Source organism: Streptomyces sp. NPDC002742 (assembly GCF_042888885.1).
GTDB lineage: Bacteria > Actinomycetota > Actinomycetes > Streptomycetales > Streptomycetaceae > Streptomyces.
Map to the genome: position 1 here is coordinate 104,472 of NZ_JBIAQF010000010.1, position 20,137 is coordinate 124,608.

Genomic DNA, 20,137 nt, shown 5'->3' on the forward strand with positions numbered 1-20,137 from the left:
GGCTGGTCGTTCGGCGCACGGCAGTCGCCGGCCCGGCCCGCGGAGCCGCTCGTACCGCGGTAGGAATTTCCGATTCCGGGCACGCGGCGGCTCTTTTCGGCGGACGTCGAACCCTAGGCTGCTGGGCATGTGCGGAATCGTGGGTTATGTGGGGTCGCAGCCGGCGCTCGACGTGGTGATGGCCGGACTGAAGCGACTGGAATACCGGGGATACGACTCGGCGGGTGTCGCCGTCCTCGCGGACGGGGGACTCGCCGTCGCGAAGAAGGCCGGGAAACTGGTCAACCTGGAGAAGGAGCTGGGCGGCAGGCCGCTGCCCTCCGGAACGACGGGAATCGGGCACACCCGCTGGGCCACCCACGGAGGCCCGACGGACGCCAACGCCCATCCGCACCTCGACAACGCGGGCCGGGTCGCCGTCGTCCACAACGGCATCATCGAGAACTTCGCCCTGCTCCGCGCCGAACTGGCCGAACGGGGCCACGCCATGGCCTCCGAGACGGACACCGAGGTGGTCGCCCATCTGCTCGCCGAGGAGTTCTCCTCGTGCGCGGACCTGGCGGAGGCGATGCGGCTGGTGTGCCGGCGTCTGGAGGGCGCGTTCACGCTGGTCGCGGTGGACGCCGACGATCCGGACGTGGTCGTGGGGGCACGCCGGAACTCGCCGCTGGTGGTCGGTGTCGGCGAGGGCGAGGCCTTCCTCGCCTCGGACGTGGCCGCGTTCATCGCCCACACCCGCTCCGCGATCGAACTGGGGCAGGACCAGGTGGTCGAACTGCGCCGGGACGGCGTGACCGTCACCGGGTTCGACGGCAGCCCCGCCGAGGTCCGCTCGTACCACGTCGACTGGGACGCGTCGGCGGCGGAGAAGGGCGGCTACGACTACTTCATGCTCAAGGAGATCGCCGAGCAGCCCAAGGCGGTCGCCGACACGCTGCTGGGACGGATCGACGCGGCGGGCTCGCTGTCGCTCGACGAGGTGCGCATCCCGGTCCAGGTGCTGCGCGAGGCCGACAAGGTCGTCATCGTCGCCTGCGGGACCGCCTTCCACGCCGGGCTGATCGCCAAGTACGCCATCGAGCACTGGACGCGAATCCCGTGCGAGGTGGAGCTGGCCAGCGAGTTCCGTTACCGGGACCCGATCCTGGACCGGCAGACGCTCGTCATCGCGATCTCGCAGTCCGGCGAGACCATGGACACGCTGATGGCGCTGCGGCACGCCCGCGAGCAGGGCGCCCGGGTGCTGGCGATCTGCAACACCAACGGCTCGACGATCCCGCGCGAGTCCGACGCCGTGCTGTACACGCACGCCGGCCCCGAGGTCGCCGTCGCCTCCACCAAGGCGTTCCTGACCCAGCTCGTGGCCTGTTATCTGGTGGCGCTGTACCTGGGCCAGGTGCGCGGCACCAAGTGGGGCGACGAGATCCGGGCCGTGATCCGGGAGCTGTCCCGCATCTCCCGCGAGGTCGAGCGGGTCCTGGAGACCATGGAGCCCGTACGGGAACTCGCGCGCTCCCTCGCCCACAAGGACACCGTGCTGTTCCTCGGGCGGCACGTGGGCTATCCGGTCGCGCTCGAAGGAGCCCTGAAGCTCAAGGAGCTGGCGTACATGCACGCCGAGGGGTTCGCGGCGGGCGAGCTGAAGCACGGCCCGATCGCGCTGATCGAGGAGGACATGCCGGTCGTGGTCGTGGCCCCGTCGCCGCGCGGCCGCTCGGTCCTGCACGACAAGATCGTCTCCAACATCCAGGAGATCCGGGCCCGGGGAGCCCGCACGATCGTCATCGCGGAGGAGGGCGACGAGGCGGTCGTCCCGTACGCCGACCACCTCATCCGCATCCCCGCCACCCCCACCCTGCTCCAGCCGCTGGTGTCGACGGTCCCCTTGCAGGTGTTCGCCTGCGAACTGGCGACGGCCCGGGGCAACGAGGTGGACCAGCCGCGCAACCTGGCGAAGTCCGTGACGGTGGAGTGAGCGCCGTCGCCGTGTCAGGCCGCGGAGCGGCCCCGCCCTCTAGGGTGCGGACATGAGCATCATCGGGGTCGGTATCGACGTGGCCGAGATCGACCGGTTCCGGGCGTCGCTGGAGCGGACGCCCGGGCTGGCCGAACGTCTCTTCGTGGAGAGCGAGTTGCTGCTGCCCAGCGGTGACCGGCGGGGCATCGCCTCGCTCGCGGCCCGGTTCGCCGCCAAAGAGGCGCTCGCCAAGGCGCTGGGCGCCCCGGCGGGACTGCACTGGACGGACGCCGAGGTCTACGTGGAGGACAGCGGCCAGCCGCGGCTGCGCGTGAAGGGCACGGTGGCGGCCCGCGCGGCCGAACTGGGCGTGCGCTCCTGGCATGTGTCGCTCAGTCACGACGCGGGGGTGGCTTCGGCGGTGGTGGTGGCGGAGGGGTAGCCGGGGCGATCCGGCAACCGGGTAGGCCCCGCTCCGGCCTGGGCGGCGCCCGCAACCGGGGCCCCGCTCCGGCGGGGGCGGCTCGGCCGGACCGTCGTGGGCGTGCCGGTACAGCAGCCGCGAGGGCTGCCCGGCTCCCTGGAACACGGGCGTCACCCGGTACAGGGTCCGCGGAGCGGACGGGGTCCGGGGCGGACGGGGTCCGGGGCGGACGTCACCCGGTACACGGCGCGGGGCCGACACGGCCGTTCGGGCCGGGGCCGAGGCCGGCGGCGACAGTGGTCCGACGCCGACGCCGACGCCGACGCCGACGCCGACGCCGACGCCGACGCCGACGCCGACGCCGACGCAGACGCCGATGGCGGTCCGGTGGCGATGGCGGTCCGGTGGCCGGGGAAGACACCGGTCGTCCCGGACGGTGCGGGCACGGCACGCCCAGGAGGGCGCCCTGGACGGGGCGCACGCGGAGTGTCGGTGCGGGAGACTCGGCAGCATGCGTACTGCGTACAGCGTGGAGACCGTGAGAGCCGCCGAGCGGGAGTTGATGGCACGGCTCCCCGAAGGGGCGTTGATGCAACGGGCCGCCGCCGGGCTCGCCGCCGCCTGCGCGGATCTGCTGGGCCGGGTGTACGGCCGCCGCGTGGTGCTGCTGGTCGGCAGCGGGGACAACGGCGGCGACGCCCTGTACGCCGGGGCGCGCCTCGCCCGGCGCGGCGCCGGCGTCACCGCGGTGCTTCTCGCCCCCGAACGGACCCACCAGGCAGGACTGGCGGCGCTGCTGCGCGCCGGCGGCACCCCGGCCGCGCCCGGCGCCGCCGAACCGCTCCTGCGGCGCGCCGATCTCGTCGTCGACGGCATCGTCGGGATCGGCGGCAGGGGCGGCCTGCGGCCGGATGCCGCGCGGCTCGCCGAACTCGCGCACGCGTCCCGCGCCGCCGTCGTCGCCGTCGACCTCCCGAGCGGGGTCGAGGCGGACACCGGAGAGGTGCTCGGCGCGGCCGTCCGCGCCGACCTCACCGTCACCTTCGGCACCCACAAACCGGGGCTGCTCATCGACCCGGCGCGCGGGTACGCCGGTTCGGTACGCCTCGTGGACATCGGGCTCGACCTGCCGGACCCGGCCGATCTGGAGGCTCTCCAGCACGCCGACGTCGCGGCCCGGCTGCCGCTGCCGGGGGCGGAGAGCGACAAGTACCGGCGCGGAGTCGTGGGGATCGCCGCGGGGTCCGCCCGCTACCCCGGAGCCGCGGTGCTCGCCGTGTCCGGGGCGCTGCGGGGCGGGGCGGGGGCCGTCCGGTACGTCGGGCCCGCCGCGGACGCCGTCATCGCGCGCTTTCCCGAGGCGCTGGTGTCCGGCACGGGGCCGTCGAAGGCGGGCCGGGTACAGGCCTGGGTGGTGGGCCCCGGGGCCGGCGACGACGCCTCGGCGGTCGCGGAGGTGCTGGCCGCGGACGTTCCGGTGCTGGTGGACGCGGACGGGCTGCGGCTCGCCGAGCGGGGGGCCGTGCGGGCCCGCAGCGCGCCGACGCTGATGACCCCGCACGCCGGGGAGGCCGCCGCGCTGCTCGGGGTCGCCCGGGAGGCGGTGGAGGCGGCCAGGCTCGCCTCCGTACGGGAGCTCGCGGGGCTGTACGGGGCGACGGTGCTGCTCAAGGGGGCGACGACGCTGGTCGCCGGTCCCACGGGCGGGGCGGTGCGCGTCAACGCCACCGGGACGGCGTGGCTGGCCACCGCGGGGAGCGGGGACGTGCTGTCGGGGCTGGCGGGCTCGCTGCTCGCGGCGGGGCTCTCCGCGCTCGACGCGGGAAGTGTCGCCGCGTACCTGCACGGGCTCGCCGGCCGCTTCGCCGCGGACGGCGCGCCCGCCGGGGCCCACGACGTGGCCGCCGCCATCCCGGAGGCCTGGCGCGACACACTCGACTGACCGCCGCCCGTCCCGGCGCACACCGGGCGGGTCCGCCGTTCTGTTCCGCGGTCACGCCGGGCGGGTCGGCCGTTCTGTTCCGCGTTCGCGCCGGGCGGGTCGGCCGTTCCGCCCCGCTCGCCGCCGTACGGGTCGGCCGTCCGGCGCGTTGCACAGATCGGGGGACCCTTTCCGCGCGGCTCACCCGGGGGCGGCGCGTTGTTGCGTATGGCTGTTCGCATGATGAGCAGACAAAGGGTGTGCCGGGGGATCGCGGTGCTGCTGGCGGTGGTGGCGGCCGTGCCGGTGGGGACGGTGGCGGCCGCTTCCGCGCCACCGGTGCCCACCTCTGGGCCCGTCGGCGAGCGGCTGTCCGGTGCGGCGAGAGAACCGCATCCGTCCTGGCGGCATGAGACCCCGGGCCGCCCGGTGCCGCTACCGGCCGCGGACACGTTCACCGCCTGGGAGGACGAGCGGGAGGCGCGGGACGCTCCCGGGAGCACGGGCGTGCCGATCACGTACGCGCCGTTCGGGGAGGCCGACGCCCGTCCGGCGGCGTGCGACGGGCGCGGGGGCCCGTACCAGCGGCAGGCCGAGCGGTGGCTGAGGCTGAAGGTGGACGGGAAGCAGTCGGCGGCCGACTGCCGGGCCATCCGCGCCTTCCAGAAGAAGCACGGCATCGAGCCGGTCACCGGCATCGCCGGACCGGTGACCTGGGCCCGCATGCGGATACTGTCCGCCCGGAGAGCTCCGCACGTCACCCGAGGCTGCCCGGCCCGCTCGTACCGGGTCGCCTGCGTCGACCTCACCCACAAGATCACCTGGGTGCAGCAGCGCGGCAGGATCCTGTTCGGGCCCGTACCGATGCGCAGCGGCGGGGTCGGGCACCGCACCAGGACCGGCTGGTTCAGGATCTACTGGAGGCACCGGTACCACTGGTCGACGCTGTACAACACCCCCATGCCGTACGCCCAGTTCTTCAGCGGCGGGCAGGCCTTCCACGCCGTCCGCGGCGGTATCCGAACGGTCGGGGGTTCGATGGGCTGCGTCAATCTGCGGCTCGCCGACGCCCGCGCGCTCTGGAAGGTGCTGCGGACGCGCGACCGTGTCTACGTGTGGGGCCGAAGGCCCGGCAGCTAGCGGCTCCACCGGACAGGTCCCCGTGCCGTCGCGGCGGCACGGGGCGGTCCCGGGTCCGTGCCGCGGACCGGTGCCGGAAGGCTGTTCCGCGCCTCTGAGACACTGGGGCGCGATGACAGAGACAGCACACCCGCGGACGGCGCCCCTGCGCGCCCGCGCCGAGATCGATCTGGCCGCCCTGCGAGCCAACGTGCGGACCCTGCGTGCCCACGCGCCGACCGCGGCCGTGATGGCCGTGGTCAAGTCCGACGCGTACGGCCACGGGGCGGTCCCGTGTGCCCGCGCGGCGCGCGAGGCGGGCGCCACCTGGCTGGGCACGGCCACCCCGGAGGAGGCGCTCGCACTGCGGGCGGCCGGACTGCCGGGGCGCATCATGTGCTGGCTCTGGACCCCGGGCGGGCCCTGGGCCGAGGCCGTCGAGGCCGACATCGACGTGTCGGTCAGCGGGATGTGGGCGCTGCGCGAGGCCGTGGCGGCCGCCCAGGCCGTAGGCGCGACCGCCCGCGTGCAGCTCAAGGCCGACACCGGCCTCGGCCGCGCCGGCTGCCAGCCCGCCGACTGGGCCGAGCTCGTCGCCGAGGCCCTGGCCGCCGAGGCGCGCGGGCTGATCACGGTCACCGGGCTCTGGTCGCACTTCGCGTGCGCCGACGAGCCGGGGCATCCCTCGATCCGGGCCCAGCTCGCGCTCTTCCGCGAGATGGTGGCGTACGCCGAGGAGCAGGGGGTGCGCCCCGAGGTGCGGCACATCGCCAACTCGCCCGCGACGCTGACCCTCCCCGAGAGCCACTTCGACCTCGTACGGACCGGGATCGCGGTCTACGGGATCTCGCCCAGCCCGGAGCTCGGCACCCCGGCAGAGTTCGGACTGCGCCCGGTGATGACGCTGAGTGCGTCGATCGCGCTGGTGAAGCACACCCCGGCGGGCCACGGCGTGAGCTACGGCCATCACTACGTCACCCCCGGCGAGACCACCCTCGGCCTCGTCCCCGTCGGCTACGCGGACGGCATCCCGCGGCACGCCTCCGGCACCGGCCCTGTCCTGGTCGGCGGCAAATGGCGTACGGTCGCGGGCCGGGTCGCCATGGACCAGTTCGTCGTCGACCTCGGCGGTGACGAGCCGGAGCCCGGCGCCCGGGCGGTCCTGTTCGGGCCCGGCGACGACGGTGAGCCCACCGCCGAGGACTGGGCACGAGCGGCGGGCACGATCGCGTACGAGATCGTCACGCGCATCGGAACCCGCGTTCCGCGCGTCTACGTGAATGTGAAAGAGGAACAAGAGGGGTAACACCCTTTGGTCGAACAGGCGCGCGGGGCCCGGCGAGCGGAGAGCGGCGGGCGGCACACGGTGGGCGGCACACGGTGGGCGGCACACGGTGGGCGGGAGCCGCACCGACGCGCGCACAGCCAGAGTCGACAGCGGACAGCGGACAGCGGACAGCGGACAGCCGGAGCGAAGAGGAGCGGGACGTGAGCGAGAGCAGCGCGGAGGCCGTCGTGAGCGCGGCCTCGGCCGCCGTCTCCGCCGGGAACTGGCGCAGGGCCGGGGTCGCCGGCGCCGCGATAGGCGTGGTCGCGGCGGGCGCCGCGGCCGGAGTCGCGATCGAGCGGCTCACGGTCGGCCGCGGCATGCGCAAGAAGGCGCGCCTCGCCCTCGACTCGACCGGCCCGTACGGCTCGCTGCGCGGCACGCCCGGCAAGGCGTACGCCGACGACGGCACCGAGCTGTACTACGAGGTCGACGAGGCCGAGCCGGAGGCCTCGCTCGCCCCGCGCCGGCGCAGGCTCTTCGGCCGTAAGGCCCCCGCCCCCGTCACCGTGGTCTTCAGCCACGGCTACTGCCTCAACCAGGACTCCTGGCACTTCCAGCGTGCCGCGCTGCGCGGTGTCGTGCGCACCGTGCACTGGGACCAGCGCAGCCACGGGCGGTCCGGGCGGGGCGTGGCCCAGCTTGAGGACCGGACGCCGGTCACCATCGACCAGCTCGGCCGCGACCTGCTGGCCGTCATAGAGGCGGCGGTGCCCGAGGGCCCGATCGTGCTCGTCGGGCACTCCATGGGCGGTATGACCGTGATGGCGCTCGCGGATCACTTCCCCGAGCTGATCCGCGACCGGGTCGTCGCCGTCGCCCTGGTCGGTACGTCGTCGGGGCGGCTCGGCGAGGTCAACTTCGGGCTGCCCGTCGCGGGCGTCGCCGCCGTGCGGCGGGTGCTCCCCGGCGTGCTGAAGGCGCTCGGGCAGCAGGCCGCCCTGGTGGAGCGCGGACGGCGGGCCACGGCCGACCTGTTCGCCGGGGTCATCAAGAGGTACTCGTTCGCGAGCCGCGACGTCGATCCGGCCATCGAGCGGTTCGCCGAGCGCATGATCGAGGGCACGCCGATCGACGTGGTCGCCGAGTTCTACCCGGCGTTCACCGAACACGACAAGACCGCCGCGCTCGCCCGTTTCACCGAGATGCCCGTCCTCGTCCTCGCCGGGGTCAAGGACCTGGTGACGCCCAGCGAGCACAGCGAGGCCATCGCCGACCTGCTGCCGGACGCGGAGCTGGTGCTCGTCCCCGACGCGGGACACCTGGTCATGCTGGAGTGTCCAGAGGTCGTCATAGATCGCCTCGCCGATCTGCTCGCCCGCACAGGGGCGGTGCCAACCACGGCTACCGTTGGCGGCTGTGACTCCGCCTCCTCCTAGTGGAGGTGGCTTCCAGCCTTCGGCTGCGGTCCAGCCCGAACCGATCCCTCACGGGATGTGGCAAGTGTACTACGCTAAGTGAGTGACGATGGAAGACATCTCGACATCGCGCGCCTCGGCATCGAACGGCGTGCAGATCACCGTCAACTCCCCCGAGCAGATGCAGGAGTTGGGCCGCAGGCTCGCCAAGCTGCTGCGCGCGGGCGACCTCGTGATGCTGAACGGCGAGCTGGGCGCGGGCAAGACCACGCTGAGCCGCGGGCTCGGGGCGGGGCTCGGCGTCCGCGGCGCGGTCACCTCGCCGACCTTCGTCATCGCCCGCGTTCACCCCTCTCTCGGCGACGGACCGCCGCTCGTGCACGTGGACGCGTACCGCCTCGGCGGCGGGCTCGACGAGATGGAGGACCTCGACCTCGACGTCTCGCTCTCCGACTCCGTGATCGTCGTGGAGTGGGGCGAGGGCAAGGTCGAGGAGCTGACCGACGACCGGCTGCACGTCGTCATCCACCGGGCCGTCGGGGACACCACCGACGAGGTGCGGCACGTGACCGTCACGGGGCTCGGACAGCGCTGGGCCACCGCCGACCTGGCCGTCCTCGCGACCTGACCGCCCTCGCAGCCGACGGCCGACCTGCTCGGGGCCCGATGGCGGCATGCCCGCAGGCCTGACGGCGCCATTCCCGCGGGCCGAGGGCAGCGTGTTCGCGGGCCGCGGGCCGCGGGCCGAGGGCGCCCTGCCTGCGGTGGCCAGCCCGTGTCTCGCCTGCGGCGGTCCGACTCTGTCCCGCCTGCGGCGGCCCGACCGCGGCCCGCCCGCGATGGCCCCGTGGTCTCTCCGTGACGGGTCCCGCGGTCTCGCCGCGACGGCCCCGCGGTATCACCCGCGATGGCCCCGTGGTCCCGCCTGCGGCGGCCCGACCGCGGCCCGCCCGCGACGGCCCCGTGGTCCCTCCGCGACGGGTCCGCGGTCTCGCCGGGTTTTCGCGGCGCGGGCGGCTTTCGCTCGTACATTCGGCCAACGTTTCCGACAGGGCGTCGGTAAAATATTGCGTTCGGCCTCCCGGCCGTGGTCACATGGACCTCAGTACATAGTTAGGTCTACCTAACTATGCTGGCCCCCGAAGCCCGAGGAGGCGTCCATGTCGGCATCAGAGTCGGCTGCAGTGCCGGCTTCAGAACGTGACGTGCCGTCCGCGCCGCGCGCGATGGCCGGGGTGTCGATGCGGGATCTCCTTGCGGCGTGCGCCGCCGCCGAGGCGGTGTCCAGGCCGCCTCGCGCGCCCCTGGGCGAACCGGGCGCCGCCGAACGCCCCCGCGAGGCCGCCTGACGCCGACGCGGCGCAGGGGGACCCCGACGCGGCGCGGGCGTCTTGTGTTTTTTTGCGCCCGCCGGTACGCCGGTACGCCGGTACGCCGGTGGAAGGTTCCCGAACCGACCTGTGCGGCCGCCCGGACGGCGGCGCGACGGGGGCGTGCCGTTACTTGACGACGACGACCTTCGCGTTCACGGTCGCGAACGCCCACAGCGCGTCGCCGTCGGCACGCGAGGCTCGGATGCCGCCGAGCTTCTTCTCCGGGTCCGGGGCGTCCGTGGAGCCGTTCACCGCGGCGCTGAAGCCGATGAAGACGTCGTTCACCTGCGTGAACCGTACGACGTGCTCGATCTGTGTCCCGTCGGACCCGGAGGCCAGGCCCGACCGCGACGTGACGGCGTAGGTGCCGACGGCCGGGTCGACCGTGCCCGGGGTGACCTCGAAGGTGCGCCGCACCTTGTTGCCCGCGCCGACCAGCCAGACGCGGTCGCCGCCGGTCGAGTAGACGACCCGCACACCCGTGCCGGACGGGGCCGGCAGCGCGGCCGGGTCCTTCTTGCTGTGGGGGGTCTTGGGGGCGGAGGACGTGGTCGACACGGGCGTGCTCGGTTTGCCCAGGGTGTTCGGAACGTTCGCGGACGCCTGGAACGCGAGGAAGCCGACTGCCGCGATCGCCGCAACGGTGAGCCCGGCCACGATTCCCGAGCTGCTCCTAGCCACCTTGTGTGCCCACCTCTCGACCTTCGTACGTACTTGCTGTGACGGTAGCAGCCGAGGGACGGGAGTCCCGGGCGGCCTTGCGTCAGGCTCCGGCGCCGTACGCTGTTTGCGTGCTCTTGCTCGCTCTGGATACCGCCACCCCCGCCGTGACCGTCGCCCTGCACGACGGCACGTCCGTCATCGCCTCGTCGAGCCAGGTGGACGCGCGCCGGCACGGGGAGCTGCTGCTGCCGGCCGTCGACCGGGTGCTCACCGAGGCAGGCCTCAAGCTGGACGCCGTCACCGGCATCGTCGTGGGCGTCGGCCCCGGCCCGTACACGGGGCTGCGCGTCGGCCTCATGACCGCCGACACCTTCGGACTCGCGCTCGGCGTGCCCGTGCACGGTGTGTGCACCCTCGACGGGCTCGCGTACGCGGCCGACGTGGAGGGGCCGTTCGTCGTAGCGACGGACGCGCGGCGCAAGGAGGTCTACTGGGCGCGCTACGCCGACCGCCGTACCCGGCTGTCGGAGCCCGCCGTGGACCGGCCCGCCGAGATCGACGGGACGGTCGCCGCGCTGCCCGCCGTCGGCGCGGGCGCCCTCCTGTACCCCGACACCTTCAAGGACGCCCGCGCGCCCGAGTACGTCTCGGCCGCCGCGCTCGCCTCCCTGGCCGCGGAGCGGCTGGCCGCGGGCGAGGAACCGGAGCCGCCCCGGCCGCTGTATCTGCGCCGCCCGGACGCCCAGGTGCCCAAGAACTACAAGGTGGTCACCCCCAAGTGACCCTCGTGCTGCGCGAGATGCGCTGGTGGGACATCGATCCCGTACTGGAGCTGGAGAAGGAACTCTTCCCCGTGGACGCCTGGTCCCGGGGCATGTTCTGGTCCGAGCTGGCCCACTCCCGCGGGCCGCAGGCGACCCGGCGCTACCTGGTCGCCTGCGACGGCGACCGGCTCGTCGGATACGCCGGGCTCGCAGCCTCGGGAGACCTGGGCGACGTGCAGACCCTCGCGGTGCGGCGGGACCAGTGGGGCACCGGCCTCGGCGGCCGGCTGCTCACCGAACTGCTGCGGGCCGCCAGCGAATTCGACTGCGCCGAGGTGATGCTCGAATGCCGCGTGGACAACGTCCGCGCGCAGAAGCTGTACGAGCGCTTCGGCTTCGAGCCCATCGGCTTCAGACGCGGCTACTACCAGCCGGGGAACGTGGACGCCCTGGTGATGCGTCTGCACGACCCATCGACCTCCGTACAAGGAACAGAGACCCATGGCTGACGAACCTCTCGTCCTCGGCATCGAGACCTCCTGCGACGAGACCGGTGTCGGCATCGTCCGCGGGCACACCCTGCTCGCGGACGCGATCGCGTCGAGCGTCGACGAGCACGCGCGCTTCGGCGGGGTCGTACCGGAGGTCGCGTCCAGGGCGCACCTGGAGGCGATGGTGCCGACCATCCAGCGGGCGCTGAAGGACGCCGGGGTGTCGGCCGGGGACCTGGACGGCATCGCCGTCACCGCCGGACCCGGGCTCGCCGGGGCGCTGCTCGTCGGGGTCTCGGCCGCGAAGGCGTACGCGTACGCGCTGGGCAAGCCGCTGTACGGCGTCAACCACCTCGCCTCCCACATCTGCGTGGACCAGCTGGAGCACGGCGCGCTGCCGGAGCCGACGATGGCCCTGCTGGTGTCCGGCGGCCACTCGTCGCTGCTGCTGTCCACCGACATCACCTCCGACGTACGGCCGATGGGCGCGACCATCGACGACGCGGCGGGCGAGGCCTTCGACAAGATCGCGCGCGTGCTGAACCTCGGCTTCCCGGGCGGCCCGGTCATCGACCGGTACGCGAAGGAGGGCGACCCGAAGGCCATCTCGTTCCCGCGCGGTCTCACCGGTCCGCGCGATCCGGCCTACGACTTCTCCTTCTCCGGTCTGAAGACCTCCGTGGCCCGCTGGATCGAGGCCAAGCGGGCGGCCGGGGAGGACGTGCCGGTGCGCGACGTGGCCGCGTCCTTCCAGGAGGCCGTGGTGGACGTGCTCACCCGCAAGGCCGTCCGCGCGTGCAAGGACGAGGGAGTCGACCACCTCATGATCGGTGGCGGCGTGGCCGCGAACTCGCGGCTGCGCGTGCTCGCCCAGGAGCGCTGCGAGGCGGCCGGTATCCGGCTGCGGGTGCCGCGCCCCAAGCTGTGCACGGACAACGGCGCGATGGTCGCCGCGCTGGGCGCCGAGATGGTCGCCCGGAACCGGGCCGCCTCCGACTGGGACCTGTCGGCGGACTCGTCGCTGCCGGTCACGGATCCGCACGTGCCGGGGCGCGGGCACACGCACACGCACGATCACGATCACGTGCACGAGGTCGCGAAGGAGAACCTCTACCCGTGACCGTCGCGCTGATGTGGGAGGCACGGGCCGTCGCCGGCCGGGGCGAGGACCTGCTCGCCTGGGTGCGCGGGCAGGAGACCCTCGGGAACCCGGTGCGGCGGGAGATCCTGCGGGCGCCCCAGGACCGGGTCCTCGTCATCACCTGGTGGGACGCGGCGTACGACGCGGAGCTGCCCGAACTGGCGGAGCCGGACGGGGAGTTGGTGACCCGGACGGTGCACAGGTGGCGCTTCGAGTCGGTGGGCTAGCCGGTGGGCTCACCGGTGGTCCGGTCGACGGTTCGGCCAGCGGTTCGGTCGGCGGACTGACGGCGGGATGACGGTGGACTGACGGCGCTGCGTGCCGGGCCGCGTGGCGCTCCGTGCCCGTCTTCCGGTCGCGGTGTCTCCGGCCTTCCGCCGCCGACTCTTCGGCCCCGGACACTCTGTTTCGGGCCGGGCTTCCCGTCGACCAGGGTTTTCCGGAAGACTCCTGCAAAGTTTCGTACGGGTGTGTGGAACCGTAGAGGCGTCTTGGACACGTCGACGGAGGTGGGCGCAGTGGCCCGGGAGAGCATCAAGAACAAGGTCACGATCACGGAGATCGCCCGGGAGGCCGGGGTGTCGGTGCCCACCGTGTCGCGTGTCGTCAACGGCCGTTCCGACGTGTCACCGGAGACGCGGGCCCGGGTCGAGGACCTGCTGCGCCATCACGGCTACCGGCGCAGGGCGTCCGCGCCCGGTGACCGGGCCGCCCTCATCGACCTGGTCTTCAACGACCTCGACAGCCCCTGGGCCGTGGAGATCATCCGCGGGGTCGAGGAGGTCGCGCACGCGGCCGGAGTGGGCACCGTGGTCTCCGCGATCCACGGCGCCTCCGGATCGGCCCGCCAGTGGATGACCAACCTGCGGGCCCGCGCCTCGGACGGCGTGATCCTGGTGACCTCGGTCCTCGAACCCCGGCTGCACGAGGAACTGCGGCGGCTCGGGGTGCCGCTCGTGGTGGTCGACCCGGCCGGCTCTCCCGCTCTGGACGCACCGACCGTCGGCGCCACCAACTGGGCGGGCGGGATGGCCGCGACGGAACATCTGCTCGGCCTCGGCCATCGCCGGATCGGCTTCATCGCCGGACCGCCGCGGCTGCTGTGTTCGCGGGCGCGGCTGGACGGGTACCGGGCCGCGCTGGAGGGCGCCGGCGTCGGTGTCGACGACGGCCTGATCGTGCCCGGGGACTTTTACCACGCGGCGGGGTTCGAAGGCTGCAACACGCTGCTCGACCTGGCCGAACCGCCCACCGCGCTGTTCGCGGCCAGCGACCAGATGGCGCTGGGCGCGATCGAGGCGCTGCGGCGGCGCGGGCTGCGGGTGCCGGAGGACATGAGCGTGGTGGGGTTCGACGACCTGCCCGAGGTGCGGTGGTCGGCGCCGCCCCTGACCACCGTGCGCCAGCCGCTCGCCGACATGGGCAAACTGGCGACCCGCACGGTGCTGCGACTCGCCCTGGGCGAGGAACCGGCGTCCCCCCGGGTCGAACTGGCCACCGAACTGGTCCTGCGCGCGAGCACGGCGGCGCGCAGCGCCTGACGCCGGGGCGTCGGGCGCGAACGGCCCGACGCCGGGGCGCTTGACGCCGGGGTGCTTGGTGCGAGCGATCCGGCGCCGGGGCGCCGGGGTGTGCGACGCGGGGGCGTCTGACGCCGGGGCGTCCGGAGCGGAACATCCGACACCGGGGTGCTTGGCGTGAGCGATCCGACACGGGGGCGTCGGCGCCGGGATGTGCGACGCGGGAGGCCGGCGCCGGGATGTGCGACGCGGGGGTGTCCGGCTCGGAGAACCCGGCGCCGGACGCGAGGAACTCGCGCGCCCGCGGTGCTCGCCGCAGGGTCCCGCCGGTCAACTCCGATATTTGTCAGGAGCGTTGACATACCTGTCCTGCGCCCGTAACTTCCGTGCGCACTCGACCGATAATTTTCGGCACTCTTCCGGAAGGTGTGCGATGCGAGCGTTGGGCAACACCTCTCTTTCCCGCCGTGGGTTTCTGGCGGCCTCCGCCGCGACCGGACTGGGGGCGGCCGCCCTGAGCGCGTGCGGCTCGTCCGACAGCGGGAACAGCTCGGGCAAGACCACCATCGAGTGGTGGAACATCACCACCACCGACCCGGCGAAGAAGATCTGGGCCCAGCGCGCCAAGGACTTCGAGGCCGCGCACCCCGACGTGAAGATCAAGATCGTCACGCTGGAGAACGAGGCGTACAAGTCGAAGATGACGGCCCTGACCACCTCGGGGAAGCTGCCGGACATCTTCCACACCTGGGGCGGCGGAGTCCTCAAGCAGCAGATCGACGCCGGCCTGGTCGAGGACCTGACCGGCAAGGTCTCCTCCTGGACGAAGGACTACCTCCCGGCGGCGCTGGCGGCCTACCAGTTCGACAGCAAGGCGTATGCCGTCCCGTTCGACATCGGCATGGTGGGCTTCTGGTACAACAAGGCGCTCTTCAAGAAGGCCAAGATCGATACCCCGCCCACCACTTGGGCCGGTTACCTCGACGCGGTCAAGGCGCTGAAGAAGGCCGGAGTCACGCCCATCGCCCTGGCCGGCAAGGAGAAGTGGCCCGGCATGTACTTCTGGGCGTACCTCTCCATGCGCGTCGCCGGACTCGACGCGATGCAGAAGGCCGCCACCGACGCCGACTTCACCGGCGACGGCTTCGTGAAGGCCGGTCAGCACCTCAAGGACCTCGTCGCCCTCGACCCCTTCCAGAAGGGCTTCCTCGGCGCCGCGTACTCCCTGCCCAACGGCGAGGCCGCCACCATGGGCAACGGCAAGGCGGCCATGGAGCTGATGGGCCAGTGGGCGCCCAGCGTCGAGAAGTCGTCCGGCAAGGGCATAGGCGACGACCTCGGCTTCTTCTCCTTCCCCGCCGTCGAGGGCGGAAAGGGCGCGCTCACCGAGGTGTTCGGCGGGGGCGGCGGACACGCGGTGCGCAAGGGGGCGCCGGACGCGGCGGTGGAGTTCCTGAAGTTCTTCGCCGAGCAGGAGTTCGCCGCGAAACTCGTCAAGGAGACCGGCCTGGTGCCCGTGTCCAAGGACGTGCGCTCAGCGCTGACCGACCCCAACCTCAGCGCCGTCGCGGACGCGCTGAGTTCGTCCACCGGCTTCCAGCTCTACCTCGACCAGGCGTACGCCCCCGCCGTCGGCCAGGAGATCAACGACAGCGTCGCCGCGCTCATCGCCGGCTCCAAGTCCCCTGAGCAGGTCACGCGTTCGGTGACCCAGGCCGCCAAGAGCGAGAAGAGCTAGCGGCCCGGCGATGACGCACTCGACGACCTCGACGTACCCACCGGTCATCGGCACGCCCTCGGGCCCGGTGACCGGTTCCCCGGGTCCCTCGGCGCGGCCGCCCGTCCGGCGCCGGGTGCGCGCCTGGCTGGGAGCCTTCGTCTTCACCGTTCCCGCGCTCGCGCTCTTCGGGCTGCTCGTCCTCGTCCCGATGGGCTACGCCTTCTACGTCAGCTTCTTCAACTGGGGCGGTTTCGGCTCGCTTTCGGACTCCGTGGGATTCGCCAACTACAGCCGCCTGCTCGACGACCCGGTCTTCCTCGGCGACCTGTGGCGCGGCCTCCTGCTCATCGTCTTCTCGATCGTGCTGCAACTGCCGTTCGCGCTCGCCATGGCCGTGCTCCTCAACCAGCGGCTGCGCGGCCGGGCCGTCTACCGGATGCTGTTCTTCGCGCCGTACGTCCTCTCCGAGGTCATCACCGGCGTGCTGTTCGGCATGATCTTCGCGCCGGACGACGGACTCGCCGACAGACTGCTCGGCTCGATCGGCCTCGGCGGCGTGGGAGGGCTCTGGTTCGCCGGCCAGAACACCGTCCTGCCGACCCTTTTCCTGGTCATGACCTGGAAGTACTTCGGCTTCCACATGATGCTCTACCTGGCCGGGCTCCAGGGAATCCCCGCCGAGCTGCACGAGGCGGCGCGCATCGACGGCGCCGGTACCTGGCAGCGCTTTCGGCACATCACCCTGCCGCTGCTCGCGCCGACCCTGCGGATCAGCGTGTTCCTGTCCGTGATCGGTGCCATCCAGCTCTTCGACCTGGTGTGGGTGATCTCCGCGGGCGGACCCGACCATCACTCCGAAACCATGGTCATCAGCATGTTCCAGTACGGCTTCAAGCGCTACCAGATGGGCTATGCCAGCGCCATCAGCGTGGCCATGTTCCTGATCAGCCTCGTCTTCGCCCTGGCCTACCAGCGCTTCGTGCTGCGCCGCGACACCGAAGGAGCCATCACCACCATGCGAGCGGGCCGATGACCACCGTGCGAGCGGCCGCCGACCACCGCGCGAGCGGGTCGATGAGCACGCCGAAGAGTGTCCTGCGCCGCCGACGGCTGCGCTCCCTCCCCGTGTACGTCGTCCTGTGGCTGGTCGCCGCCGTCATGGTGACGCCCCTGCTGTTCGCGCTCGTCTCCGGCTTCAAGACGACCGACCAGCTCTCCAGCAACACCTTCGGCCTGCCGCACCCGTGGGTGACCTCCAACTACACCTCGCTGCTCGGCTCGGGCCCGTTCTGGCGCTCGGTCGGCAGCAGCACGCTGATCGCGGTGGCGACCGCCCTCCTGACGGTGGGGGTGTCGGCGCTCGCCGCCTACGCGCTCGCCCGGTTCGCCTTCCGGGGACGGGAGGTGCTGTTCACCGTCTTCACCATGGGGCTGATGTTCCCGTTCGCGGTGGCGATACTGCCGCTGTTCATCCTGCTCCGCACCGTCGGGCTGCTCGACAACCCCTGGGGAGTGATCCTGCCCCAGGCGGCCTTCGGGCTGCCCCTGACGATCGTCATCCTGCGCGGCTTCTTCCGGGAGATCCCCGGGGAGCTGGAGGAGGCGGCGACCCTCGACGGCTGCTCCGCCTTCGGCTTCTTCTGGCGCATCCTGCTGCCCCTGGCCCGCCCGGCGCTCGGCACGGTCTCCGTGCTGGCCGTCGTCGGCAGCTGGAACAACTTCCTGCTGCCCCTGCTCGTCTTCAGCGAACCCACCTGGTGGACGGTCCCCGTGGGCATCCAGCAGTTCCAGGGCCAGTACGCCTCCGACGTGGCCCGCATCTTCGCCTATCTGGTGCTCGCCATGGCACCCGCCCTGGCCTTCTACGCGGTCGCCGAACGACAGCTCATCGGCGGCATCACGCTCGGCGCGACCAAGGGCTGAGCCACGGAGGGGCCCGCCCGGGGCCCGCGGAGGACTCCCCGGACTCCGGGACCGGGGGACTCCTCGGACCTCCCGGATACCCACTCCGCCGCAGACGACGACGCCCGAGATGCCCCGGATTCCCTTACGGATGCGAGGAGTTACATGATCCACCCCTGGCAGGACCCCGCTCTGCCCGCAGGCGTCCGCGCCGCCGACCTGCTCGCCCGGATGACCCGGCGCGAGAAGACCGCCCAGCTCTACAGCGTCTGGCCCGGCTCGAACGAGACGCCGGGCGGCGACATGGCACCCCTCCAGCACGCCCTGTCCGAGGACATCGACCTGGCCGGACTGCTGCCCGACGGACTCGGCCAGCTCACCCGCCCCTTCGGCACGGTGCCGGTCGAGCCCGCCGAGGGCGCCGCCCGGCTCGCCTCCCTCCAGGAACGCGTCCGCTCCGCCAACCGCTTCCGGCTGCCGGCCCTCGCCCACGAGGAGTGCCTGACCGGCTTCACCGCCTGGCGGGCCACCGTCTTCCCCACCCCGCTGGCCTGGGGCGCCACCTTCGACCCGGCCCTGGTGAAGGAGACGGCCGCGGCGATCGGCGCCTCGATGCGCTCGGTCGGCGTCCACCAGGGCCTCGCCCCCGTCCTCGACGTCGTACGCGATCCCCGCTGGGGCCGTACGGAGGAGTCGATCGGCGAGGACCCCTACCTCGTGGCGACCGTCGGCACCGCGTACGTCCAGGGCCTCCAGTCCGCGGGCGTGATCGCCACCCTCAAGCACTTCGCCGGGTACTCGGCCTCGCGCGGCGCCCGCAACCACGCCCCCGCCTCCCTCGGCCCGCGCGAACTCGCCGATGTGATCCTGCCGCCGTTCGAGATGGCCGTACGGGAGGGCGGCGCCCGCTCGGTGATGGCCGCCTACAACGACCTCGACGGGCTGCCCGCCCACGCCCACCACCTGCTGCTCACCCAACTCCTCCGAGAGGAATGGGAGTTCGCCGGGACGGTGGTCTCCGACTACTTCGGGGTGTCCTTCCTGGAGTCCGCGCACGGGCTCACCGACTCCCCGGCAGGCGCGGCCGCGCTCGCGCTCGCGGCGGGCGTCGACGTCGAACTCCCCGCTGCGCGCTGCTACGGAGCCGGGCCCCTCGACGAGAAGGACGTGGACCGGGCCGCCCTGCGCGTGCTGACGCAGAAGTGCGAACTGGGCCTCCTCGACCCCGACTGGGCCCCGCCCGCCACCGACGCCCCGGTGGATCTCGACCCGCCCCATATGCGCGCGCTGGCGAGCCGGTTGGCCGAGGAGTCGGTCGTCCTGCTGGCCAACGACGGAGCGCTGCCGCTCGGACCCGGCGTGCGCCGCGTCGCCGTGCTCGGACCGCTCGCCGACGACCCGGCGGGCCTGCTCGGCTGCTACACCTTCCCCCGCCATGTCCTGCTGGACCACCCCGACGTGCCGATGGGCGTCGCCGTGCCGACCCTGCTCGAAGCGCTGCGCGCGGAACTTCCCGACGTGGAGGTCACGGACGACGCGGTGGGAGCCGACGTCTGCGTGATCGCGGTCGGTGACCGGTCCGGGCTGTTCGGCCGGGGCACCTCCGGCGAGGGCTGCGACGCGGCCGACCTGGAACTTCCCGAGGGGCAGGGCGAGTTGGTGGACAAGGCGCTGGCCTCCGGAACGCCGGTCGTGCTGGTGCTGCTCTCCGGACGCCCCTACGCGCTCGGCCGCTGGGCGGACCGGTGCGTGGCGGTCGTACAGACGTTCTTCGCGGGCCAGGAGGGCGCTCCCGCGATCGCCGGGGTCCTCTCCGGGCGCGTCAACCCCTCCGGACGGCTCCCGGTGAGCGTGCCGCGCGACCCGGCCGGCCAGCCGTGGACGTACCTCGCGCCGCCGCTCGGCCTGCGCGGCGAGGCGAGCACCCTCGACCCGACCCCGCTGTACGCCTTCGGGCACGGCATCTCGTACACCTCGTACACCTGGCTGCCGCCGGTGGCCGACGACCGGGAGTTCGCGACGGACGGCGAGACGACACTGCGGCTCACCGTGCGCAACACGGGGGAGCGGGCCGGCGCGGAGGTCGTGCAGCTCTATCTCCACGACCCGGTCGGCAAGGTGGCCCGGCCCGTGGCCCGGCTCATCGGCTACGCCCGCGTCCCGCTGGAGGCCGGCGCCTCGGCCGAGGTCCACTTCACGGTCCCGGCCGACCTGGCCGCGTACACCGGCCCCGACGGACAGCGGATCGTGGAACCCGGAGAGCTGGAACTGCGGCTCGGGGTGTCCAGCGCGGACGGCGACGTGCGGTACGCGGTGCCGGTGACGCTGACCGGACCCGAGCGGGTGGTGGGCCCCGGACGGCGGATGCGGTGCGAGGTCCGGGTGAAGTGAGGAGCGAATCTTTCGGGCCACACGGCGCGGACACGAGGAGGTGTTTGGCGCCAAACAGGGGTTCGA

General features: G+C 72.9%; 18 protein-coding genes. 17 read left to right on the plus strand and 1 reads right to left on the minus strand.

Features of this window, described 5'->3' with window-relative positions:
• Nucleotides 1–127: 127 nt before the first annotated feature.
• The 8 genes from glmS (at nucleotide 128) to ACFYW8_RS19610 (ending at nucleotide 9,455) form a co-directional block, all read left to right on the plus strand.
• On the plus strand, nucleotides 128–1,975 hold the full coding sequence (glmS, locus tag ACFYW8_RS19575) for a glutamine--fructose-6-phosphate transaminase (isomerizing) (RefSeq protein WP_365870852.1): 1,848 nt from the start codon (nucleotides 128–130) through the stop codon (nucleotides 1,973–1,975).
• 52 nt (nucleotides 1,976–2,027) lie between these two features.
• Nucleotides 2,028–2,399 carry a holo-ACP synthase gene (locus ACFYW8_RS19580; RefSeq protein ID WP_389076555.1) on the plus strand — a complete coding sequence of 124 codons (372 nt, stop codon included), beginning with the start codon at nucleotides 2,028–2,030 and terminating at the stop codon, nucleotides 2,397–2,399.
• 493 nt (nucleotides 2,400–2,892) lie between these two features.
• The gene (locus ACFYW8_RS19585; RefSeq protein WP_389076560.1) at nucleotides 2,893–4,323 is read left to right on the plus strand and encodes an NAD(P)H-hydrate dehydratase; all 1,431 of its coding nucleotides are present in this window, start codon (nucleotides 2,893–2,895) and stop codon (nucleotides 4,321–4,323) included.
• Nucleotides 4,324–4,542: 219 nt separating this feature from the next.
• Entirely contained in the window at nucleotides 4,543–5,442 is a 900-nt protein-coding gene (locus ACFYW8_RS19590; RefSeq protein ID WP_389076565.1) for a L,D-transpeptidase family protein, read from the plus strand.
• Between the two features lie 112 nt (nucleotides 5,443–5,554).
• A complete protein-coding gene (gene alr / locus ACFYW8_RS19595; RefSeq protein ID WP_365870848.1) occupies nucleotides 5,555–6,727 on the plus strand; it encodes an alanine racemase in 1,173 nt (390 codons plus the stop codon).
• A gap of 182 nt (nucleotides 6,728–6,909) precedes the next feature.
• Entirely contained in the window at nucleotides 6,910–8,127 is a 1,218-nt protein-coding gene (locus tag ACFYW8_RS19600) for an alpha/beta fold hydrolase (protein WP_389076571.1), read from the plus strand.
• Nucleotides 8,128–8,215: 88 nt separating this feature from the next.
• On the plus strand, nucleotides 8,216–8,734 hold the full coding sequence (tsaE, locus tag ACFYW8_RS19605) for a tRNA (adenosine(37)-N6)-threonylcarbamoyltransferase complex ATPase subunit type 1 TsaE (RefSeq protein ID WP_389077239.1): 519 nt from the start codon (nucleotides 8,216–8,218) through the stop codon (nucleotides 8,732–8,734).
• 532 nt (nucleotides 8,735–9,266) lie between these two features.
• Nucleotides 9,267–9,455: a hypothetical protein gene (locus ACFYW8_RS19610; protein ID WP_365870845.1), complete on the plus strand. Its 189-nt coding sequence runs from the start codon at nucleotides 9,267–9,269 to the stop codon at nucleotides 9,453–9,455.
• 150 nt (nucleotides 9,456–9,605) lie between these two features.
• Here the strand turns inward: ACFYW8_RS19610 and ACFYW8_RS19615 are convergent, their stop codons facing one another.
• Entirely contained in the window at nucleotides 9,606–10,160 is a 555-nt protein-coding gene (locus ACFYW8_RS19615; protein WP_365870844.1) for a hypothetical protein, read from the minus strand.
• Between the two features lie 110 nt (nucleotides 10,161–10,270).
• On the opposite strand from ACFYW8_RS19615, the gene tsaB reads away from it, so the two are divergent.
• From tsaB to ACFYW8_RS19660, 9 genes are all read left to right on the plus strand, one after another.
• Nucleotides 10,271–10,924: a tRNA (adenosine(37)-N6)-threonylcarbamoyltransferase complex dimerization subunit type 1 TsaB gene (tsaB, locus tag ACFYW8_RS19620; RefSeq protein ID WP_365870843.1), complete on the plus strand. Its 654-nt coding sequence runs from the start codon at nucleotides 10,271–10,273 to the stop codon at nucleotides 10,922–10,924.
• Entirely contained in the window at nucleotides 10,921–11,415 is a 495-nt protein-coding gene (gene rimI, locus ACFYW8_RS19625; RefSeq protein WP_365870841.1) for a ribosomal protein S18-alanine N-acetyltransferase, read from the plus strand. The genes tsaB and rimI overlap by 4 nt, the downstream gene beginning before the upstream one ends.
• Nucleotides 11,408–12,517, plus strand: a complete 1,110-nt coding sequence (gene tsaD / locus ACFYW8_RS19630) for a tRNA (adenosine(37)-N6)-threonylcarbamoyltransferase complex transferase subunit TsaD (protein ID WP_389076585.1) — start codon at nucleotides 11,408–11,410, stop codon at nucleotides 12,515–12,517. The genes rimI and tsaD overlap by 8 nt, the downstream gene beginning before the upstream one ends.
• On the plus strand, nucleotides 12,514–12,765 hold the full coding sequence (locus ACFYW8_RS19635; protein ID WP_389076589.1) for a hypothetical protein: 252 nt from the start codon (nucleotides 12,514–12,516) through the stop codon (nucleotides 12,763–12,765). The genes tsaD and ACFYW8_RS19635 overlap by 4 nt, the downstream gene beginning before the upstream one ends.
• 264 nt (nucleotides 12,766–13,029) lie before the next feature.
• Nucleotides 13,030–14,079, plus strand: a complete 1,050-nt coding sequence (locus tag ACFYW8_RS19640; RefSeq protein WP_389076594.1) for a LacI family DNA-binding transcriptional regulator — start codon at nucleotides 13,030–13,032, stop codon at nucleotides 14,077–14,079.
• A 421-nt stretch (nucleotides 14,080–14,500) separates the two neighbouring features.
• The gene (locus ACFYW8_RS19645; protein WP_389077244.1) at nucleotides 14,501–15,796 is read left to right on the plus strand and encodes an extracellular solute-binding protein; all 1,296 of its coding nucleotides are present in this window, start codon (nucleotides 14,501–14,503) and stop codon (nucleotides 15,794–15,796) included.
• Between the two features lie 10 nt (nucleotides 15,797–15,806).
• Nucleotides 15,807–16,811, plus strand: coding sequence for a carbohydrate ABC transporter permease (locus tag ACFYW8_RS19650; protein WP_389076597.1), 1,005 nt, complete (start codon nucleotides 15,807–15,809; stop codon nucleotides 16,809–16,811).
• 41 nt (nucleotides 16,812–16,852) lie between these two features.
• Nucleotides 16,853–17,701, plus strand: a complete 849-nt coding sequence (locus tag ACFYW8_RS19655; RefSeq protein ID WP_389077249.1) for a carbohydrate ABC transporter permease — start codon at nucleotides 16,853–16,855, stop codon at nucleotides 17,699–17,701.
• Between the two features lie 144 nt (nucleotides 17,702–17,845).
• The gene (locus tag ACFYW8_RS19660; protein ID WP_389076600.1) at nucleotides 17,846–20,071 is read left to right on the plus strand and encodes a glycoside hydrolase family 3 N-terminal domain-containing protein; all 2,226 of its coding nucleotides are present in this window, start codon (nucleotides 17,846–17,848) and stop codon (nucleotides 20,069–20,071) included.
• Nucleotides 20,072–20,137 lie beyond the last annotated feature (66 nt).

Coding starts and splice junctions, on each gene's coding strand:
- ACFYW8_RS19655 (WP_389077249.1), top strand. CDS start 16,853: ATGAGCACGCCGAAGAGTGTCCTGCGCCGCCGACGGCTGCGCTCCCTC.
- ACFYW8_RS19585 (WP_389076560.1), top strand. CDS start 2,893: ATGCGTACTGCGTACAGCGTGGAGACCGTGAGAGCCGCCGAGCGGGAG.
- glmS (WP_365870852.1), top strand. CDS start 128: ATGTGCGGAATCGTGGGTTATGTGGGGTCGCAGCCGGCGCTCGACGTG.
- ACFYW8_RS19610 (WP_365870845.1), top strand. CDS start 9,267: ATGTCGGCATCAGAGTCGGCTGCAGTGCCGGCTTCAGAACGTGACGTG.
- ACFYW8_RS19590 (WP_389076565.1), top strand. CDS start 4,543: ATGATGAGCAGACAAAGGGTGTGCCGGGGGATCGCGGTGCTGCTGGCG.
- ACFYW8_RS19650 (WP_389076597.1), top strand. CDS start 15,807: ATGACGCACTCGACGACCTCGACGTACCCACCGGTCATCGGCACGCCC.
- alr (WP_365870848.1), top strand. CDS start 5,555: ATGACAGAGACAGCACACCCGCGGACGGCGCCCCTGCGCGCCCGCGCC.
- tsaD (WP_389076585.1), top strand. CDS start 11,408: ATGGCTGACGAACCTCTCGTCCTCGGCATCGAGACCTCCTGCGACGAG.
- ACFYW8_RS19660 (WP_389076600.1), top strand. CDS start 17,846: ATGATCCACCCCTGGCAGGACCCCGCTCTGCCCGCAGGCGTCCGCGCC.
- ACFYW8_RS19580 (WP_389076555.1), top strand. CDS start 2,028: ATGAGCATCATCGGGGTCGGTATCGACGTGGCCGAGATCGACCGGTTC.
- tsaE (WP_389077239.1), top strand. CDS start 8,216: ATGGAAGACATCTCGACATCGCGCGCCTCGGCATCGAACGGCGTGCAG.